Below are 19,834 nucleotides of genomic sequence, written 5' to 3' on the forward strand. Positions count from 1 at the left end.
CCATCCATGCCGAACTTGTACATTCTGGCCGGACCAAACGGGGCGGGCAAGACAACTGCCGCCTACACACTGCTGCCTCAGTTTTTAGACGTTATTGAATTTGTTAATGCGGATGAGATAGCACGGGGCTTGTCACCGTTCAACGTTGATTCCGTAGCGTTTGAAGCGGGACGATTAATGTTACAACGCATTGATTATCTACTCAGAAAAGGTACTGACTTTGCTTTTGAGACGACCCTGTCGACCCGTTCTTACGTACAAACGATTCGTCGGGCTAAAGAAACTGGCTATACTATTACACTTCTTTTTGTGTATTTGTCATCAGCAGAAATGGCGGTTAATCGGGTGGCGAAACGAGTTGCTATGGGCGGGCACAATATTCCGGCTGACATCGTTTACCGTAGGTACGAACGGGCCTTACATAATTTGTTTACGCTCTACCTGCCGATCTGCGATTCTTTTCTGATAATCAACAACAGTGGGGAGGAGCCCGTTGAAATAGCAAAAGGTGGTTTACTCATGCAGAGTACGGTGACGGATCAAGCTTTGTGGAACTCTTTATTGAACAGATATGGAAACGGTAACTAAAAAAGAAGATATATTCAAGAAAGTTATGGATGGTTTTCGGCTGGCCCACAAGCGGTTAGTTGAGAAAGCAAAGCGTGATGATGATACACTGGTCATTGAACGTAATGGTAAAATTGTTCACGTTAAGGCCCGCGACCTGTGACGCTTTTGCTTTTTTCAGAAAAACTAACGTTTCATCCAAACGCCTGCGTCAACCGGGCGTTTTCTGTTGGCAGTCAATTTCGGGTGCATCGCTATCTTTACGACTACTATCGCCAATTCTATAACCTGTTGAAAATATGAAAATCTGGCTCTGCTGCCTGTTTATTCTTTCCCTGTTTCTGCAAGCCCAGGCTCAATCGCAATCCACCGGAAACTACGTCCGCGATAGCTTTCAGAAGTTCGAGTACAAAGTTCCGATGCGCGACGGCACCAAACTGCACACGACCGTTTATGTGCCGAAAGATGCCTCAGCAACTACGAAATACCCGTTTCTAATGCAGCGGACGTGCTATAGCGTGGCTCCCTACGGTGCCGATGCCTATCCCGGCCAAATCGGGCCGTCGGGAACCCTCATGCGCGACAAGTACATTTTTGTGTACCAGGATGTGCGCGGGCGCTGGGCGTCGGAAGGCACCTGGACCAACATGACGCCCAACATTCCCGACCCCGCCACCCCAGCCAAAAACAGACGTAAAAAATCTCAACCCACCGCTTCAGCGGTGGGAACGGGAATCGATGAAAGTTCCGACACCTACGACACCATCGAGTGGCTGCTCAAAAACGTGCCCAGCAACAACGGCCGTGTGGGACAGTGGGGCATTAGCTACCCCGGTTTCTACACAGCGGCAGCTTTACCCGATGCGCACCCAGCCCTGAAAGCCGCATCGCCCCAAGCCCCCGTGTCGGACTTTTTCTTTGATGACTTCCACCACAATGGCGCGTTCATTCAGGCGTATCTGTTTACTTACCCGGTTTTCGGCATTCAAACGGGCGGTCCAACGACCAAATCGTGGTACAACGACGCGATTATCAAAACCGGCTCCAACGACGGATTCCAGTTTCAGTATGACCTCGGCCCGCTGAAAAACGCCCAGAAATACTACAAAGACAATTTCTACTGGCAGGAAACCGTCGAACACCCAAACTATGACGAGTTCTGGCAGAAGCGCAGCATCCTGCCACACCTCAAAAACGTTCGGCCCGCCGTGATGACCGTGGGCGGGTGGTTCGATGCGGAGGATTTGTACGGGCCGCTGAACATTTACAAGACCATCGAAAAAAACAACATCGGCGCGTACAATACCCTCGTGATGGGTCCGTTCGGGCACGGGCGGTGGTCGCGCGAGACGGGCCATACGCTGCACAGCAACGTTTATTTTGGCGATAGCGTCGCGACGTTCTACCAGCGGAACATCGAAGCGAAGTTCTTCAGCCATTTCCTCAAAGGCGTGGGCGACGGCAAAACGGGATTGCCCGAAGCGTACCTGTTTAATACGGGCCGTAACGAGTGGCGCACCTTCGACAAGTGGCCCGCGCCCGACGCTCAGGCAAAGCAATATTTTCTGAATTCGGACGGAATGCTGGCTACCAACAAAATTATGGGGTCTGCCAATCCGGGCGGTAACGGTTTCTCTGAGTTCGTATCAGACCCTAAAAAGCCGGTTCCGTATACCGAAGACATCACAACCACGCAGGGTTTCACGCCCTTCAATTACATGTCGGAAGATCAGCGGTTTGCCGGTCGCCGACCCGATGTGCTGGTGTTCCAGACCGACGTGCTGACCGAAGACCTGACACTGGGCGGGGAAATTAGGGCGAAGCTGAAGGTGAGCACCACCGGCACCGACGCTGACTGGGTCGTGAAACTGATTGACGTGTACCCGCCTGACGAACCGAATCATGCCTACATGCCGAACAAAAACATTACGCTGGGCAACTACCAGCAGATGGTGCGGTCGGAGGTGATGCGGGGGCGGTTTCGCAACTCGTTCGAGAAGCCCGAACCGTTCAAACCCGGCGAAATTACCGATGTGAACATCCAGTTGCAGGATGTGCTGCACACGTTTAAAAAAGGACACCGGATGATGGTGCAGGTGCAGAGTACGTGGTTTCCGCTCATCGACCGCAACCCGCAGACGTACGTCGACAATATTTTTAAGGCGGACGAGAAAGATTTTCAGAAAGCCACCCACCGGGTGTATGATAACTCGGTGATTGAGGTGCAGTTGGTGAAGTAGTCAGGCTCTGCTTCTGGTCAGAATTCGTGCGCAGTTCATTCCCGGCTCGGTGCTTCCATCACCGCTCATGCCGGGAATGAACTGCGGTTTGTTTAGGGTGAATTTGCTAATCCTATAAATGTTAGGCAAACTACTGCAACTGACTGTTTTGCCCCGTATTATTGTCCTCAATACACATGCCACCTCCTCCCCAGAAATATGCTGCTATTCCTACTCATCTTATTGCTTGCGGTATTTGCTGTTTATGCCGTTTGGTATTACGGAATGAAACGCCGGGCTGCCCAGAAAGCGGTGCCAGTTGAGCAGGCACCCCTCCACGACTGGACACCGGAATTTCTCGAAAGCAAACGGCACCGCACCGACCCCGTTGCTGACGATGTGGTGAGGAAGATCATCAACCGTGGGCAAAAAGATCAGGTCAACCGGCTGTTCAGCATCATTGTCGATGACGATGGCTCGCTGCCCGCCGATTTGCCCCTTGAAGTGCGGGACTACTTCGAGCAAACGGCCCAGTTGCCACCCTGGGCCGACAAAGACCTGATTGCTATGGGGCAGCAGATTTATATTCGGCACGGGATGCTGATTAGTCTGCTGCTGTCGTTCAAATCCCTGCCCGAATGCTACGCCTGCGCCAAGGGGGCAATGGTGCTGTTTCATACGGCCCGGCTCAACGAACAAAGCGGCTCGATGGATGCCTACTCCAGACGCATTGCCGAAACCGCGCAGTTTGTGCTCTACGCCATGTCGCCGGGCGGGTTGTCGCCAAGGGGGCGGGGTATCCGGGCGGCCCAGAAAGTGCGGCTCATCCACGGCGTCATCCGGTATTACCTGCGCCAGCAGAACTGGGATGCCGCTCAATACGACGAACCCATCAATCAGGAGGACATGGCCGGTACGCTGATGTCGTTTTCGGCGCTGGTGCTGGAGGGTCTCCAACTGCTCAACGTTCACCTGACTGACCTCGAAAAGGAAGCGTATATGCACTGCTGGCGGGTGATTGGGCATATTATGGGCTTAGACGATGATTTGCTGCCCAACAATGCCGCCGACGCCCTTGCTCTCGGACACGCCATTCTGGACAATCAGATTGCCGCCAGTGAGCAGGGGCAATCACTTATGAGAGCACTACTCGATTTTCTGCACAAACTCGCTCCCCCGTTCATCACCCCCGAAACCACTGTCGACATGATGCGCTTCACGATGGGCAACGACATCGCCGACAAACTCGGTGTGCCCCCCGCCAGCCCGCAGGACGTGGAGAAACTGGCCAGGAAAGTACGCTTCGTCGCCGAAGTGGGTGAAGTGCTGGACCACACGTTGCTGCTGGCGATGCTTATTCAGGGAATCAGCAAACCCCTGTTGCAGGCTCAGATCAATTATATGGACAAAAATGAGGTCCTCGATTTCTACATCCCCGAGTCGCTTACCAAAGACTGGGGGTTCCCGGCCAACGGCCCAAACCGCGTAGCCCCATGAATCAACCGCTCATTAATTTCAACGATTACTCCACCACGGGCTTAATTTTCAACGGTATCGGTTGTTTGCTCTGGGTAGCGGCCTATGTGATTCTGGTGCGGGAAATCCGACTGAAGAAATTCGTCGAGATGCCTGCCTACGTCGCAGGGGCTAACATCGGCTGGGAGTTAGTGTGGAGTTTTTTTTACCATCCCAACACCGGACTTCTTTACGCCCTGAGCTACCAGGCCGCCTTTTTCTTAGACTGCTACATTTTTTACGCTACCCTCCGCTATGGTACCAAGCAGCCCATGAATCCGGATATGATGAAGTACTTCAAACTATTTTGCCTGATTAATTTTGGTTTCTGGATTTTGTTCTGCCTGACCTACCGCGACGAAGGATTTGACACGCTCAATGGGGCAAACTCTGGTTATATCATCAACGTGATTCTGTCGTTGCAGTGCATCTTTCTGTTGCTCCAAACCAAAGATACCTCCCAGTTCTCGATGGCGTTGGCGTGGTGCAAAATGCTGGGTACGGGTTTTATTACGGTGTCCCTATTTTTCTTTTTCCCCAAAAACCAGTTTGTGCAGTTGCTGGGCCTGTCTTGTCTCGTTCTGGACAACGCCTATATCTTTTTCCTCTGGCGACGACACGGCAAACTGGTCTAAACGGTGTACCCCATGCTATCGGGAATTGCAGATTATTTTATTCCGCCTTATTACAACGACCATCCAGAAGACCGGCGTTCGGCCCGCCTGCTGGTGCTGGTGTTAATTTATGCGGCACTGGCCGAGCTGATTTCCGTTTCTAACGGCGCTTATCTACAGTATGCCGAAGCCGAGTACATATTACTCGCATCGGGTCTGCTCAATTTTGTCCTCCTGATTTTGTTTAAACGGGGCCTTTCCGTTGTCGCCTGTACCAACATAAACCTGAGCTACCACGCCGTTGGATTCTTTCTGCAGTCGTGGTGGGGTGGGGGGCTGGAGTCGCCCGCCACGACATCGTTGTTTCTGCTGCCGACGGTTGCCATGTTGCTGGCGGGCAAACGAAGCGCCACCGTCTGGCTTCTTATTGCCTTAGGTATCCTGACCTTCTTCTTCGTTTATGAAGAATTCGTTGGGCAGTTACCGGTACATTACGACCTCCAGAAAAAAAGCATGTACCTGTTTGGGGCCAACATCGGAATCATTGTTGTGCTCTACATCATAACGGTGGCGTTCAATCAGGAAAAAAACCGGGCCATTGACAGCCTTATTGAAAAAAATGAACAGCTCTTAGCCACCCAAAACCAGCTTATTCAGAAAGAGAAAATGGCCAGCTTAGGCGAACTGACGGCGGGCATTGCCCACGAGATTCAAAATCCGCTCAACTTCGTCAACAACTTCTCAGAGATCAGTCAGGAGATGATTGAGGAAATTCAGGACGAGCGGAAAAAGGCCGCTGAGGAACGGGACGAAAGCCTGCACGACGAACTGCTGGGCGACCTGGCCCGGAATATCAAGAAAATCACGCACCATGGGGGCCGTGCGTCGGCCATCATTCACAGTATGCTGGAGCACTCCCGGACCAGCGCGGGCGAACGACAGCCCACCAACCTCAACGCGCTTTGCGACGAATACCTGCGGCTGAGTTATCACGGCCTTCGGGCCAAAGACAAGAGCTTCAACGCTACCTTACTTACCGATTTCGACGCTACCCTGCCCGAGATGACTATTGTACCGCAGGATATGGGCCGGGTGCTGCTCAATCTGTTCAACAACGCGTTTTACGCCGTTCAGCAACACCAAAAGGAGTCAGGCAGCACAGATAATGGGAAAGCGTACCGGCCGACGGTTTGGGTAAGCACTAAAGCACTGACGAAAGGGTTGGGGGCCGTTATTTCCGTCCGCGACAACGGCACCGGCGTTCCCGATGCGGTGAAAGACAAAATTTTTCAGCCTTTTTTTACAACCAAACCCACCGGCGAAGGAACGGGTCTGGGACTTAGCCTGAGCTACGACATCGTGACCAAAGGACACGGTGGCGAGATGCGGATGCAGAGCGTAGAAGGCGAAGGAACGGAGTTTATAATCCGCCTGCCGGTAGTCGCTGCTCAAACGAAGTAATCCGCTACCATAACCGCTGTTCGATCTGTTGCATAAATGCGGTCCGGTACGTATCGCTCAGTGGAATCCGGGCCGCGCCAATCCAAAGCTGGTTGTCGGCAATGCGTTGAATCTTGTGCCGATTGACGATATAGGACAGATGCACGCGGCTGAATGACTCTGGCAACACCAGCGTCAGGTCTTTCAGCCGCTTGTGCGTAATAATGCGGCCGTGGGCCGTCACCAGCGTCACGTAATCTTTCAGGCCTTCAATGTACTCGATGTCATCGAAGGCCACGTTAACGAACTCTTTGCCGGATTTTACAAAAACGGACCCATCCGCTGACGCGGGTAGGTCGGCCGGGGTTTCGTCATCGCTGATTAATAGCCGCACCTTCAGAGCCGTCTTCAGAAACCGCTCGAACGTGATGGGCTTGAGCAGGTAGTCCACCGCGTTCTGCTCGTAGCTCTCCACCGCATAGGCCGAGTAGGCAGTTGTGAACACCACGTTTTGCCCGGCAGGCAGCAGTGTCTTCAGTTGCATACCCGACAAATTGGGTAGATTGATGTCTAAAAAAATAACGTCAGCCCGGTGTTGTTTCAGCCAGGTGAGCGTTTCCAGCGCATCGTAACAGGTTCCGGCCAGCGTCAGAAACGGCGTCTGGGCAATATGCCCGGCCAAAAGCTGCCCGGCCAGCGGTTCATCATCAACGATCAGGCACGAAATACTCATGGGCGGTGGATGTGCAGGGTGGCGTAAAAATAACCGTCTTGCTGGTAGGTGCGCAATTCATGGCGTTCGGGGTACAGCAGCGTCAGCCGCTTTTGCAGGTTGGCCAGCCCGCGCCAGTCGCCGTTGGTGGGGCTAAACACCCGGTTCGTGACCGTGTATTGCAACTGCTCATTAGTCAGCGACAGGCACAAACGGGCTTCGTTGTCGGGGCGGCTGCGGTCCACGCCGTGCTTAAATACGTTTTCAACGAACGGAATCAGCAGCATCGGGGGCAGCGTGTGGGGTAGGCTGGGAGCGTCGATCTGCATGGCGAACTGGAACGGATAGCGCAGCCGAATCTGCTCCAGTTCGACGTAATTACGTAAAAACGCCACTTCGGTCTGGAGCGGTACCCGGTCGTTGGGGGCTTCGTCGACGAAGTACCGAATCGTGTCGGATAGTTTGGCAACCATCACCGGCGTATCGGCCGAGCGGGCCACTGCCAGGGCGTAGATGTTGTTGAGCGTATTGAAAAGAAAATGGGGCTGCACCTGGGCTTTTAGCAGGTTTAATTCGGACGTGGCCTGCTGGTGCTGAAGTTGCTCCTGCTGCCTTAGTAAAGTCACATAATCGAAAGCGATGCGGAGCAGAAACCCGAACAAAAAGGCCAGTAGCACCGTAACGGCCGTGTAGAGCAAGTGGGCCACGTTCCAGCCGTAGAACGAATGGAAGAGCAGCCGTTTCTCGAACAGTTCACGTTCGAGAGCCATCCGCCCAACAATGAGCAGACCCAGTAGCCCAACCGCCCACCAGCCATAGTAGCGGTAGCGTTTCTGGTGGAAATAGCGCGGGATGAGCCAAAGCGTATTGGCATAGACTGCCATGGCGTAGGAAGCCACACCCACGGTCGTGTTCAGGATGGCAACCAGCCAGGCGGGCTGTGCTCGTTGCAGATTATAGGTCAGCAGCAACAGCCCGAAAATCAGCCAGAGCGTCGCCTGAATCAGTAGCGTCCGCGTTTTATGCATATCGACAAAGATGCGCGAAACGCTCTAAAGTAAATTCGCTTTTTCGACCGGCGGGGCGTTTTTTTCGACCGTTGCTTCAACCGGGCGGGCGTCGAAAAGATGGGGCTAACCGTCGAATAAAGTTGACGGCGAGCCAGATGCGGGCCTACTTTGCTATCCTAAACCAATCTTACGATTCGCTATGCGCTTACGCATCACACTTTTAGGGCTGACAGCCTGCCTGTCGACCCTGACATTCGCCCAGAAAACCGACCGTGAAGGGATAGACGGCGGCACGAGCCGGATGGCAAAGGTTGTTCATCCGATGGTGGCTAAAGACACGATCTCGACTGGCGACGTGTTCGGCTTCACCGTCTCCCCCGACCGCCAGCGGGCTTACTTCGTCCGGTCCTACGGCGGGCGCGATTCGGTGCATCTTTACACCACCGACTGGCAGGACGGCCATTGGGCTAAACCCCGTAAAGCCGCCTTCTCGGGTAAACACAAAGACATTGACCCGGCGTTTACGCCCGGCGGTAACGTACTGCTGTTCAACTCGAACCGCCCCCGGCCCGGTAAGTTGACGGCTGCGGACTTCGATATCTGGGCCATTCGCAAAACGGGCAGCGGCTGGAGTGAGCCGTATCATCTCGGTCCGGTCATCAACTCTGATTCATCGGATTATTATGCCACCGCAGCCGCCAACCAAACAATCTATTTCACCTCAAACCGTACCGGCGGGCTGGGTACTACCGATATCTGGCGGTCGGTATACCGCAATGGCGCGTACCAGACGCCCGAGAACTTAGGCAGCGCCATCAATACGCCCGGCGACGAATCGAACCCGTGCATCAGCCCGCAGGAAGATTACCTGATCTTCTCGTCGCGCCGACCCGACAGTTTCGGCGACAGTGATCTCTACATTTCCTTCAACGTAAAGGGCCGCTGGACAAAGCCGCAGCACTTCGGCCCCGACCTGAACACGCCCGACGCCGAGTTTGCGCCAACGCTCACCGCCAACCCCAACGAGGGGGCTGCAAAGACCCTGTATTTCAGCCGTATCCAACGCGGAAAACCGTTGGTGGAGAACATCTACGTCATTGAAAACTTCGATAAATTCATTGAGCCGATGCGCCGGGCCGCCAACCGTTTCAAGTAGGCTTGTTCCTTATACAAGTCCTGATTATAAACGAAATGGCTCAGAAAGCGGTTGTTTGATGGACAACGCGCCCGTGATTTGAACGCGGGCGTGGCCACCTGAACAAATCAATTATGAAAGCTATCTGGAACGGTCAAACCATTGCCGAAAGTGACGATACAATCGTCGTTGAGAACAATCATTATTTTCCGAAGGAGTCGGTGAAGGCCGAGTTTCTGGCGGATAGTGCAACCCACACCACCTGCCCCTGGAAAGGTCTGGCGTCGTATTACTCGCTGAACGTCGACGGCAAGACGAACCCCGACGCGGCCTGGTATTATCCCGAACCTAAATCAGCGGCAAGCCAAATTAAAGACCATGTGGCGTTCTGGAAAGGTGTTCAGGTCGTAGCGTAACGATGATTGCCATCACAAACGTAGTGAAGCGATTTGCCGGTCACACAGCCGTGGACAACGTTTCGCTGAACGTGGAGAAGGGTGAAACGCTGGTGCTACTGGGGACGAGCGGCTGCGGTAAAACCACCACCCTCAAGATGATTAACCGATTAATTGAACCCAGTAGTGGCTCAATTACTGTGGACGGCACCGACGTTTCGCAGCAACCCGGCCCGGACCTGCGCCGACGTATTGGTTACGTTATTCAGGATGGCGGGCTGTTTCCGCACTACACCATTGCTGAGGCCATTGCCACTGTCCCTAAGCTGATTGGCTGGTCACCCAACCAGATTCAGGACCGTATTCGGGAACTGATTGCCAAACTGCAACTGCCCGAATCTCTTTTAAACCGCTACCCCGCCGAACTCAGCGGAGGGCAGCGGCAGCGCGTGGGTTTAGCGCGGGCGTTGGCGGTTCGCCCGCCGGTGGTGCTGATGGACGAGCCATTTGGTGCGCTCGACCCGTATACCCGTCGGCACGTTCGGCGGGAGTTATTTGGCCTGAACGAATTGCAGGAAACGACCGTCGTGCTCGTCACGCACGATGTAGGCGAAGCGCTCGAGCTGGCCGACCGGATTGCGCTTATGGACAAAGGTCACATCGTCCAGATCGGCCCACCCGACGAACTACTGAATCACCCGGTAAATGCGTTTGTAAACGATTTTCTGGATATAAAATAAACCTCCAAACAGGGCGGTCCGGCGGTCCGGTTTAAAAGAATATGCTCGAATTTCTCCGTCAGAACGCCGATAAACTCCTGGAGCAAACGCTCACGCACGTTGGTCTGACGTTTGTGTCGCTGTTGCTGGCGTTGCTAACTGGGTTGCCGCTGGGAATCCTGATTGCCCGTAAAACGCGGCTGGCGAGTGGCGTTTTGGGCGTGGCGGGTGTGCTGCAAACGGTACCGAGCGTGGCCCTGCTGGGGTTTCTGATTCCGTTGCTGGGTATCGGCATCGGCCCGGCGCTGGTGGCGCTGTTTCTATATGCGTTGCTGCCCATCATTCGCAATACCTTCGTCGGCATCACGGAAGTTAGCCCCTCGGTGGTTGAAGCGGCTAAGGGCGTGGGTATGACGGACCGACAAATTCTGACGAAGGTTCAACTGCCGCTGGCCCTGCCGGTGATTTTTGCGGGCGTTCGCACGGCAACGGTCATCAACGTGGGCGTGGCAACGCTGGCGGCCTACGTGGCGGCTGGTGGGCTAGGGGAGTTTATCTTCGGCGGCATCGCCCTCAGCAACACCAACATGATATTGGCAGGGGCTGTTCCGGCCGCGTTGCTGGCCATTGGTTTTGATTTTGGACTGGCCCGGCTGCAAAAACTTTCGGGCCGGAATGTCCGCGTCGGTATGGTAGCACTGGTATTGCTGGTGCCGTTTCTGTCGGCGTTTTATTTGCTTCCCAGAAGTTCAGATAAGCTTACTGCGGGCTTTGCGCACGAGTTCTACGGCCGTGCCGATGGCTACCCGGGTTTGCAGAAAACGTACGGCCTACAACTCAATCCCCGGCTCATCGACCAGAATCTGATGTATGAGGCCATTCACCGCGAACAGGTCGACATCATCAGCGGCTACTCTACCGACGGCCGAATCCGGGCGTTCGATCTGCTGGTACTGGCTGATAACCGGCACGCGTTTCCACCCTACGGCGCGGCCCCGGTCGTTCGGCAGGCCACGCTGAACCGCTATCCCGACCTCGGCCCGACATTGAATCGAATCGCCGGAAAACTGACTGATTCGGTAATGACCGACCTGAACTACCGCGCTGACTATCTGCACCAATCGCCCGAAACCATCGCCCGTGATTTTCTGGAAAAAGTGGGTTTGTACAGAGTTCCTGCGCCCGGTGACCGTACGGAAACCGTAGTGATGGGATCGAAGGTGTTCACGGAGCAGTACATCCTGGCCGAAATCTACCGTCAGCTCATCGAAGGGCAAACCCGCCTGCGCGTCGTCGGTCGCACGGGTCTGGGGGGCACCCAAATCTGCTTCGACGCACTCCGCACCGGGGCCATCGATTTCTACCCCGAATACACTGGTACGGGCCTACTCGTGATTTTGCAACCATCAGCCGCCACGCTCAAGACCTTGCCCATGCAGTCGGATTCAGTGTATAAGTTTGTCAGTCAGCAGTTTACCAAGCAGTACCAATTAACCTGGCTCAAGCCGCTGGGCTTCAACAACAGCTACTCGCTGATGATGCGCCGGGAGCAGGCGAGGCAGTTGGGGATCAGGTCGATTACGGAGCTGACTACGTATTTGGTATTGACTAATTAAACTGCCTGTCCAACGGTCGTACTGACCTCTCCACGACGCAACATCGTCCACGCCAATACCATCGCAACCGCCATCGTTACCCCGCAGGCAACGCCAATGGTCGGAGCCGAAAAGTAGGGCAGCAACTGGCCCGAAAGCAGGATACCCGCTACGTCGGCCTGGTTGCTGATTGCCATGTAAAACGCGAATTGTGATCCCTCAATGCTTTTGCGACACAGACCCATCAGTACCGGCAGAGCACAGATGCTGAAGATGGGTTCGAGGGTTTGTCGGACTACCAGACCCGCCGTTGCAATGTTCTCATTGGCCCAAAGCGGGGCAGCCGACGAAAAACCAATGTGCAGTACGGCCATGACGAACGCCACACCAATCAGCATTTGGTGCGCCCCAATGCGGTCGGACAGCCGCCCGCCCGCCAGCGTCAGAACGACCGCCAGCACCGTTCCGTAGGTGCCGCTCAGCACGGAAACCGATGTGTCGCTCCAGTTCAGGTTGCGAATCAAATGAATGAAGTACACGCGCTGAAAGAGCCGCTCACTGATGAATACCAGAGCAATTGCACCAAAAATGAGCAGGTTGCGTGGCGTGATAATGGCTCCGAACAACGCGCGGAGCAACGGCCCAAATGACCAATCGGGGCGGAGCGGATTGGAATTATGAGCGGAATGGGTTGGCGGGTGTCGGCGGAAGGATACCAACGCGTCGGTGGGCTGTTCGCGGATGAAGAACGTAAGGACGGTGAACGTGAGCAAAATAACCGATTGAGTCAGGGCGGCCTGGTGAAAACCCACCGTGCGTATCAGAATCGACAATCCGGCAGCCCCAACAGCCTGACCAATGACCATACCGCCCTTCATGAAGGCGTTGACGCGTCCCCGTTCGGCGGACGGTACTATTGTGATGGCCAGCGCATCGACGCTCACATCCTGCAACGACGCAAAGACACCGTGCAGCGCAAAGGCTCCGGCGAGGTAGCTGAAGTTGGCTACGGGATCGTCTGTCAGTAAAATACCCAGCGACGCAATGAACGCCATTGTTTGCGCCATCAGCACCCACGGCCGCCGACGCCCCATCGCCGACGCCTGAAAACGGTCGACCAGCGGCCCCCACACGAACTTGAAGGCCCACGGCAGGCCAACCACTGCGCCGAAGGTACCCAAGGCCTGGGGCGTCAGGCCTTCAGCGGTCAGGTAGTTGGTTACGGCCGTCAGCGCAAAGCCCGACGGAATGCCCTGCATGACGTAGAGGTACAGAAATGTACCGTATCGAAGGGTTCGGGTTTGGGAAAGCACCAAAGAACTGGATCGCATACGCTTCAGAACACGGCGTAAGGGGGGCGTTGTTCACCCCCTGCCTGGAATCGGGTCGATTAATGAGTTGGTACAGTATATAGAGACGTATGCGATGCTTTCCGGTATGCGTTTCTGCTTTTGTAATGGATAAATCGGGAAGTTTGCGGCAATAAATGGGCAACGAACAACTTATTTCGGTTACCTATGGTTCAATATATGGAGAGATGATTTATTGGTATTCATAATCAGGACATCCAATCAGAATCGGGCATCATTCTCGAACTAAAATTGTGCGCTCATCCGCCCGATACGCCCACGAGACTAAATACAAACTATGGAAACGTACAGTAAGAAGGAAAAAGAGAAATTAAGGCAAAAGAAAAGAAAGGATAAAGAGGAAAAAAAAGAAGACCGCAAAGCAAACGCTCAAAAAGGGCAACCCCTTGACCAGATGCTGGCTTATGTAGACGAAAATGGCAACATTTCGTCTGTTCCCCCCGACCCCAGAAAAAAGAAACAAATCAACGAAGAGGACATTCAGCTTGGCGCTACTAAACACGAGAGTGGCCCCGTTGAGGACGTAATTCGTCAGGGAATCGTGACCTTCTTCAATACCTCGAAGGGGTACGGTTTTATCAGAGATTTGCAAAGTCAGGAAAGCGTTTTTGTGCATATTAACGCTCTGATTGATCCAATTAATGAACAGGATAAGGTGACCTTTTCTACCACCATGACGCCTAAAGGGGCCAACGCGATTGACGTTAAGAAACTCGTGTAAGACACTGGCTCACCCACAAACGCCGTCTTCCGTTGAGCATTTCATTCATAGTTTTCATTTTATTACCCCAATCATGACAAAACCCGTTTATACATCAATTCCTCCAACAACAGATAACGTGTACTGGATGCTTAAATTTTGGGATGGTAAAACCAGTATTTATGTGCCCCGTGATAAAGAACTTGATCGGCAGTTGAAAATTAAATTTCAGTCCGAAGTAGCTGCCCGGACGTCCATCCGCCGAAAAAAGGACAGCCGGTAGTTGGTCACGAAGTAATCAATAGGTAGCCCGGCCGCCCGACAGATCGAAAATGAATCCCGTTGTGAAACTCGATTCCTCCGACACAATCCAGGCGGCAAGGGCGGCCACTTCCTCAATCGTACCTAAGCGCTTCATGGGAATTTTGGCTGTCATGTACGCTAATTGTTCAGGAGCGGTGTGTTCGTTCATTGCCGTTCTAATAACCGCCGGTGCCAGCCCATTGACCGTGATTCCCGTCTCGGCATATTCTTTGCCAACCCCTTTCACCAAGCCGATAACGCCCGCCTTCATCGACGAGTAACCGGCCATGAAGGGGTTTCCTTCTTTGCCCGCAATGGAAGCCAAGTGCAGAATTCGTCCGTAGCCATTGGTCTCCATGGCCTTAATCGCCCACTTAGTCATCAGGAAAGCGCCCCGCAGATTGGTTCGGTACACGGCATCGTAGTCGGTCACGGCGTAGTCGGTTATTTTGGTACTGCTCGGGCCGATAATACCGGCCGAGTTAACCATAATGTCTAACCGGCCCGCTGATTCTACCACCGTTCGGACGGCTTCTTCCACCGCGTCCTCCTCTGCAATGTCCACCACGTAGCCTGTTGCGTTGTGCCCCTGCCGGGTAAATTCAGTCACGGTCTGTTGCAACAGCACGCCGTTGATGTCGAACAGGGCCACCGCAGCGCCCTCGGAAGCGAGTCGTCCGGCAATGCCTTTTCCAATACCATCAGCCCCACCCGTAATAATTGCTGCCTGATTTATGAATCGGTTTGCCCTGAAATTAGCGTGTTCCATTGGTGGAGTCATGCAATCTTTATCCATCCAAAGGTGAACAAATCGTTATTATATCTTGTAATTATTATAATTTTTACCTACTTATCAGGAGTATTTGCCAAACCCGCCGGGCTTTACCCAGATGGGTACTACTGGATAGTTAGGCTGTAATCAACCCGTGATTAATTCAATCCAGTAAAGCCGCTCGTATCGTATGATTAAGCCTGCTTATTACATCTGCCTGCTGGGCGTTGGCTTGTTGAGCTTAGTAGGCTCCCGGGTTAACGTCAGTAATTCGCTGGACGATGGCCCCTCGCCCGTGCGAACACCAGCCGAAGAATTGACCACCTTCCAGGTTGAACCGGGCTTGACCGTTCAGCTCGTTGCTGCTGAGCCGATGGTTCAGGATCCGGTCGTCATTACGTTTGATGAAGATGGTCGGCTTTGGGTGGTTGAGATGCGGGGATTCATGCCGACGATTGACGGCGAAGGCGAAAACAAGCCGGTCGGTCGGGTGTCGGTGCTGGAAGACCGCAATGGCGACGGGCAGATGGACGTCAGCACCGTTTACATTGATAGCTTGATTATGCCGAGGGCGCTGGCGCTGGTGCCGGGTGGTGCGTTAATTGCCGAAAACGGCGCGTTGTGGCTAACCAAAGACACGAACGGCGACCTCAAAGCGGATACTAAAGTCCTGATCGACAAAGACTATGCCGGTAATGCCTTGCCCGAACACGCCGGAAACGGACTGTGGCGGAGTATGGACAACTGGTATTACAACGCCAAGTCGCGCTTTCGCTACCGGTTGGTAGACGGCACCTGGCAACGCGACAGCACGGAGTTTCGCGGGCAATGGGGCATCAGCCACGACGACAAAGGCCGCTTAGTGTACAATTACAACTGGTCGCAGCTCCACGCCGACCTGGTTCCGCCCAATTACCTGTCCCGTAACAAACACCACAAACCAACCACGGGTATTGACCATGGGCTAACCATTGACCGGCGAATTTACCCCATTCGGCCCAATCCGGCCGTTAACCGGGGCTACATACCGGGTACATTAGATAAAGAGGGTCGCCTGCTGGAGTTCACGGCTGCCTGTTCGCCACTGGTTTATCGGGCAACGGCCCTGCCTGCTGATTATGCTGGTAATATTTTTGTCTGCGAACCGGCCGGCAACTTAGTCAAACGCAATGTAGTGGCCGAAAACGAAGCCCTGCTGACGGCACGGGACCCCCATCCCGGCCGGGAATTTCTGGCCTCAACGGACGAACGATTCCGGCCGGTGCATCTGGCGACGGGTCCCGATGGGGGGCTTTACGTGGCCGATATGTACCGGGGTATGGTGCAGCACGCGGCCTACGTAACGCCCTACCTGAAGGAGCAAACGCTGGCCCGTAAGCTGGTTCAGCCCATTAACCGGGGCCGCATCTGGCGCGTTGTTCCCCAAAACTGGCGGGCGTCCAAACCGGCCAAACTCTCCAGTGCATCGGCTAATGAACTGGTTCGCGGTTTATCGCACCCGGACGGCTGGCACCGCGATATGGCCCAGCGGCTGCTGATCGAGCGAAACGATAAAGCGACGCGCCAGGCCCTAACGGAAGTAGTGCTCACGGGAGAAAGTTCTTTGGGTCGGTTCCATGCCCTGTGGACGCTGGATGGGCTGAAGTGGAGCCAGCCGGACGTTCTTTATCGTGCACTATCGGACCAAAACTCACTCGTCCGAACGGCGGCTATCCGCCTGTTGGAACCGTTCGCCAAAGCGGACAAAGTCGTCAGGATGAGACTGGGGAAGCAATTGCTGAATGACGTGAAGCAAGCGCCCATTGACCAAATCCTTCAAATGGCCCTGACGGCTCAGGTTCTTGACCCGGTCAGTTCACAAGCCCTGCTGGCTGACATTGTGGAACGGCACGGTAGCTCCCCGTTGATTCGTGATGCCGTTCTGAGTAGTTTGCAGGACGAAGAGTTTGCCCTTTTACAGGGACTGTGGCAGAAACCGTATTGGCAAACGCGGGAGCCAGCCAAGGAGATTTTCGTTGAGATGCTGACTACCGCCATCGTTCACAAACGAAATCCGGCTGAATTAACGGCGCTACTGACGAGGCTGGACACGCAAAAAGGTACGTTAGGCTGGGCCGAAAAGGCGGTGCTCACCGGGATGTCGATGGGTGGAAGCACGGGAAAACAAAAGCCGGTTGAACTCGCGTCGGCACCCCGCATCCTGACCTCGGCAAACGGCACCATCGACGCATCACGCCTGGCGGGACTAACATCCCTATTCAACTGGCCGGGCCGGGCTGCACAAGGACAGGACGCTGGTCAGGCCAGTTCGCTCAAAACCACCCCATTGAGCGAAGCCGACCAGAAACTGTTTGCCTCGGGCCGACAACTTTACCTGAGCACCTGTTCGGGTTGCCACGGTACTGATGGCGCGGGCATGGCCCGGTTCGCTCCGCCCCTGATTGGCTCCGACTGGGTGTTAGGAGATGGCAAGCGGCTGGCGCTGATTCTCCTGCACGGCATGGAGGGACCTGTAGACGTGGCGGGCAAGGTCTACAACGCTCCGGACATACTGCCCGTTATGCCCGCTCACTCAACGATGGACGACGCTTCGATTACCGCTATCCTGACGTACATCCGCAATGAATGGGGCAATCAGGCCGGCCCCGTCGGCAAACGCGTTGTGGGGATGACCCGCATCACGTCGCAGGGGCGGGTAATACCCTGGACAGCTAAAGAACTCAACAAATACGTTCTCGAATCCAAAGAAGAGCCTGGGGGCAAGTGACGGGTCTGCGCGGACCGGCTAAACCTAAAATACCAAACACAGAGACACTTACACCCATAAACCGAATGGACAGACGTGCATTTATACAGCGGGCTACCGCTGGAGCTTTGGCCTTTGCGATGCCTGATATGGCAGGATTTGCCAACGAATCGCGGATGGGTGTGGTGGTTCATTCCTACGGTAATCGCTGGAATTCAAAGACCGCCAGTGTCAGTTATCCCAGCTTCGCAACGGCGCTCGATTTGCTCGATCACTGCCACCAGATTAATGCGGGTGGTGCGCAGGTAGTCGTTAACGGCTGGACGGCCGACTTCGCCAAAAACGTGCGCGACAAGCGGGAGAAGTTGGGACTGTATCTGGAAGGGTCCATTAGTTTACCCAAAAAACCGGATGATGTTGCGGTCTTCCAGCAGACCGTTATCCGGTCGAAAGAAGCCGGAGCGCAAGTGCTGCGGACGGTTTGTTCGAGCGGACGGCGTTACGAGAATTTGCACTCGTCCGAAGCCTTCAATGAGATGAAGACAACGGCAATGACTTCGCTGAAATTAGCCGAGCCTGTCCTCAGGAAGCATAAAGTTAAACTGGGAGTCGAGAATCATAAAGACTGGCGGGCACCCGAACTGGCTCAAATGCTGAAACAACTCAGCAGCGAGTGGGTAGGCGTAACGCTCGATTTTGGCAACAACATCGCCCTTGTCGAAGACCCCATGGCAGTGGTTCAAACCCTGGCTCCGTACGTGTTCAGTACGCACGTGAAAGACATGGGTGTCGAAGAGTACGCGGATGGGTTTCTGCTGTCGGAGGTGCCGTTGGGGAAAGGGATGCTGGACCTGCCCGCTATGGTTGCGCTGTGCCGGAAACACAACCCGGCGGTTACGTTCAATCTGGAGATGATTACCCGTGATCCGCTGGAAATTCCCTGTCTGAAAACGGATTACTGGGCTACGTTTGGGAGCGTACCCGGTGCCGAACTGGCCCGAATGCTCCGCACCGTTAAGCAGCAGAAATCGGCAATCGCGCTGCCGAGGGTTTCTCAGTTGAGCGCCGAAGATCGGCTGGCGGCCGAAGAAAAAAATATTCGCGCCTGCTTAACGTATAGTCAGGCCACGTTAGGACTTAAATAGACCCACACGCCGATTGTCAGTACGCACGAATGAGCAAAGAGCTACTTCCGGGAATCAACCAGTTTAATTTGAGTGGCAAAGCCGCCATCATCACGGGAGGCTCCAAAGGGCTGGGTTTAGCGATGGCCGCCGGACTGGCTTCGGCGGGTGCCCGTTTGATGCTCGTTAACCGCAATGCTGACGAAGGCGCTCAAGCCGCCGAAGAACTGAGCCGCGATTTCGGCGTTCAGGCCATCTCGTTTCCCGCCGACATCAGCGACCCGGCCCAGACCGAAGCGATGGTTAATGAGGCCCTGGCCCGGTTTGGGCGAATCGACATTCTGATCAACAGCGCTGGCATCAACATCCGGGGAGCCATAGATGAGCTGACACCGGACGATTTTCGCAAGGTGATGGAGGTGAATGTGCACGGCACCTGGCTTTGCTGTAGGGCCGTAACGCCATCTATGAAACAGGCGAAGAGCGGTAAGATTATTAATTTAGCCAGTACTCTTGGTTTAGTCGGCTTAGCCAACCGGACGCCGTATACGGCCAGTAAAGGAGCCGTTGTTCAGATGACCCGCGCGCTGGCGCTGGAACTGGCCCCGTTTAATATCAACGTCAACGCCATTTGTCCGGGGCCGTTTCTAACAGACATGAACGTGCCCATTGCCGATACCGAAGAGGGTAAGAAATTTGTAGTTGGTGCCACGGCGCTGGGGCGCTGGGGACACCTGCGCGAGATTCAGGGAGCTGCCATTTTCTTGGCCAGCGATGCCGCCAGCTATATGGTCGGCTCAATGCTCACGGTCGACGGCGGCTGGACGGCAAAGTAGTTCTTGAGTTTGTTGTTAGCTGGCGCATCACACGTGGACCGGTAAAAACACGCACACGTCAG

The 19,834-nt window shown here is 54.5% G+C and carries 19 protein-coding genes; 15 read left to right on the top strand and 4 right to left on the bottom strand.

Annotated elements, in window-relative coordinates; all coding sequences use genetic code 11:
* Positions 1 to 6: 6 nt before the first annotated feature.
* From ACYVHB_RS02215 to ACYVHB_RS02240, 6 genes are all read left to right on the top strand, one after another.
* Complete coding sequence (locus ACYVHB_RS02215) at positions 7 to 588, top strand: zeta toxin family protein (RefSeq protein WP_461049197.1); 582 nt, start codon at positions 7 to 9, stop codon at positions 586 to 588.
* The gene (locus ACYVHB_RS02220; RefSeq protein ID WP_461049199.1) at positions 572 to 730 is read left to right on the top strand and encodes a hypothetical protein; all 159 of its coding nucleotides are present in this window, start codon (positions 572 to 574) and stop codon (positions 728 to 730) included. Before ACYVHB_RS02215 ends, ACYVHB_RS02220 begins: the two co-directional genes overlap by 17 nt.
* Before the next feature lie 136 nt (positions 731 to 866).
* Entirely contained in the window at positions 867 to 2,807 is a 1,941-nt protein-coding gene (locus tag ACYVHB_RS02225; RefSeq protein ID WP_461049201.1) for a CocE/NonD family hydrolase, read from the top strand.
* A 198-nt stretch (positions 2,808 to 3,005) separates the two neighbouring features.
* Positions 3,006 to 4,283 carry an oxygenase MpaB family protein gene (locus ACYVHB_RS02230; RefSeq protein WP_461049203.1) on the top strand — a complete coding sequence of 426 codons (1,278 nt, stop codon included), beginning with the start codon at positions 3,006 to 3,008 and terminating at the stop codon, positions 4,281 to 4,283.
* On the top strand, positions 4,280 to 4,936 hold the full coding sequence (locus ACYVHB_RS02235; RefSeq protein WP_461049205.1) for a transmembrane-type terpene cyclase: 657 nt from the start codon (positions 4,280 to 4,282) through the stop codon (positions 4,934 to 4,936). Before ACYVHB_RS02230 ends, ACYVHB_RS02235 begins: the two co-directional genes overlap by 4 nt.
* A gap of 12 nt (positions 4,937 to 4,948) precedes the next feature.
* A complete protein-coding gene (locus tag ACYVHB_RS02240; protein WP_461049207.1) occupies positions 4,949 to 6,376 on the top strand; it encodes a sensor histidine kinase in 1,428 nt (475 codons plus the stop codon).
* A gap of 4 nt (positions 6,377 to 6,380) precedes the next feature.
* Here ACYVHB_RS02240 and ACYVHB_RS02245 read toward each other — a convergent pair whose 3' ends face one another.
* Both ACYVHB_RS02245 and ACYVHB_RS02250 read right to left on the bottom strand, forming a co-directional pair.
* Positions 6,381 to 7,088, bottom strand: a complete 708-nt coding sequence (locus ACYVHB_RS02245; protein WP_461049208.1) for a LytR/AlgR family response regulator transcription factor — start codon at positions 7,086 to 7,088, stop codon at positions 6,381 to 6,383.
* Positions 7,085 to 8,095, bottom strand: coding sequence for a sensor histidine kinase (locus ACYVHB_RS02250; protein ID WP_461049210.1), 1,011 nt, complete (start codon positions 8,093 to 8,095; stop codon positions 7,085 to 7,087). Before ACYVHB_RS02250 ends, ACYVHB_RS02245 begins: the two co-directional genes overlap by 4 nt.
* A 181-nt stretch (positions 8,096 to 8,276) precedes the next feature.
* On the opposite strand from ACYVHB_RS02250, the gene ACYVHB_RS02255 reads away from it, so the two are divergent.
* The 4 genes from ACYVHB_RS02255 (at position 8,277) to ACYVHB_RS02270 (ending at position 11,942) form a co-directional block, all read left to right on the top strand.
* Complete coding sequence (locus ACYVHB_RS02255) at positions 8,277 to 9,233, top strand: TolB family protein (RefSeq protein ID WP_461049212.1); 957 nt, start codon at positions 8,277 to 8,279, stop codon at positions 9,231 to 9,233.
* A 113-nt stretch (positions 9,234 to 9,346) separates the two neighbouring features.
* Positions 9,347 to 9,628: a DUF427 domain-containing protein gene (locus ACYVHB_RS02260; RefSeq protein WP_461049214.1), complete on the top strand. Its 282-nt coding sequence runs from the start codon at positions 9,347 to 9,349 to the stop codon at positions 9,626 to 9,628.
* 2 nt (positions 9,629 to 9,630) lie between these two features.
* Positions 9,631 to 10,347 (top strand): ABC transporter ATP-binding protein, encoded by a 717-nt coding sequence (locus ACYVHB_RS02265; RefSeq protein ID WP_461049216.1) that lies wholly within the window; start codon positions 9,631 to 9,633, stop codon positions 10,345 to 10,347.
* A gap of 41 nt (positions 10,348 to 10,388) precedes the next feature.
* Positions 10,389 to 11,942 (top strand): ABC transporter permease/substrate-binding protein, encoded by a 1,554-nt coding sequence (locus ACYVHB_RS02270; protein ID WP_461049218.1) that lies wholly within the window; start codon positions 10,389 to 10,391, stop codon positions 11,940 to 11,942.
* On the opposite strand, the gene ACYVHB_RS02275 is transcribed toward ACYVHB_RS02270, so the two are convergent.
* Entirely contained in the window at positions 11,939 to 13,252 is a 1,314-nt protein-coding gene (locus tag ACYVHB_RS02275; protein WP_461049220.1) for an MFS transporter, read from the bottom strand. The genes ACYVHB_RS02270 and ACYVHB_RS02275 overlap by 4 nt on opposite strands.
* 316 nt (positions 13,253 to 13,568) lie before the next feature.
* Here ACYVHB_RS02275 and ACYVHB_RS02280 point away from each other — a divergent pair, with 316 nt between their 5' ends.
* Both ACYVHB_RS02280 and ACYVHB_RS02285 read left to right on the top strand, forming a co-directional pair.
* Positions 13,569 to 14,012, top strand: coding sequence for a cold-shock protein (locus tag ACYVHB_RS02280; RefSeq protein ID WP_461049221.1), 444 nt, complete (start codon positions 13,569 to 13,571; stop codon positions 14,010 to 14,012).
* 73 nt (positions 14,013 to 14,085) lie between these two features.
* Positions 14,086 to 14,274, top strand: a complete 189-nt coding sequence (locus ACYVHB_RS02285; RefSeq protein WP_461049222.1) for a hypothetical protein — start codon at positions 14,086 to 14,088, stop codon at positions 14,272 to 14,274.
* 15 nt (positions 14,275 to 14,289) lie between these two features.
* Here ACYVHB_RS02285 and ACYVHB_RS02290 read toward each other — a convergent pair whose 3' ends face one another.
* A complete protein-coding gene (locus ACYVHB_RS02290; protein ID WP_461049224.1) occupies positions 14,290 to 15,063 on the bottom strand; it encodes an SDR family NAD(P)-dependent oxidoreductase in 774 nt (257 codons plus the stop codon).
* Positions 15,064 to 15,256: 193 nt separating this feature from the next.
* Between ACYVHB_RS02290 and ACYVHB_RS02295 the strand changes: the two genes are divergently transcribed.
* The 3 genes from ACYVHB_RS02295 to ACYVHB_RS02305 all read left to right on the top strand — a co-directional run bounded on the left by ACYVHB_RS02295 (position 15,257) and on the right by ACYVHB_RS02305 (position 19,772).
* Positions 15,257 to 17,833, top strand: coding sequence for a DUF7133 domain-containing protein (locus ACYVHB_RS02295; RefSeq protein WP_461049226.1), 2,577 nt, complete (start codon positions 15,257 to 15,259; stop codon positions 17,831 to 17,833).
* Positions 17,834 to 17,898: 65 nt separating this feature from the next.
* Positions 17,899 to 18,957: a sugar phosphate isomerase/epimerase family protein gene (locus ACYVHB_RS02300; protein WP_461049228.1), complete on the top strand. Its 1,059-nt coding sequence runs from the start codon at positions 17,899 to 17,901 to the stop codon at positions 18,955 to 18,957.
* Between the two features lie 29 nt (positions 18,958 to 18,986).
* Positions 18,987 to 19,772, top strand: coding sequence for an SDR family NAD(P)-dependent oxidoreductase (locus ACYVHB_RS02305; RefSeq protein ID WP_461049230.1), 786 nt, complete (start codon positions 18,987 to 18,989; stop codon positions 19,770 to 19,772).
* Positions 19,773 to 19,834 lie beyond the last annotated feature (62 nt).

Source organism: Spirosoma arcticum, from assembly GCF_054779955.1.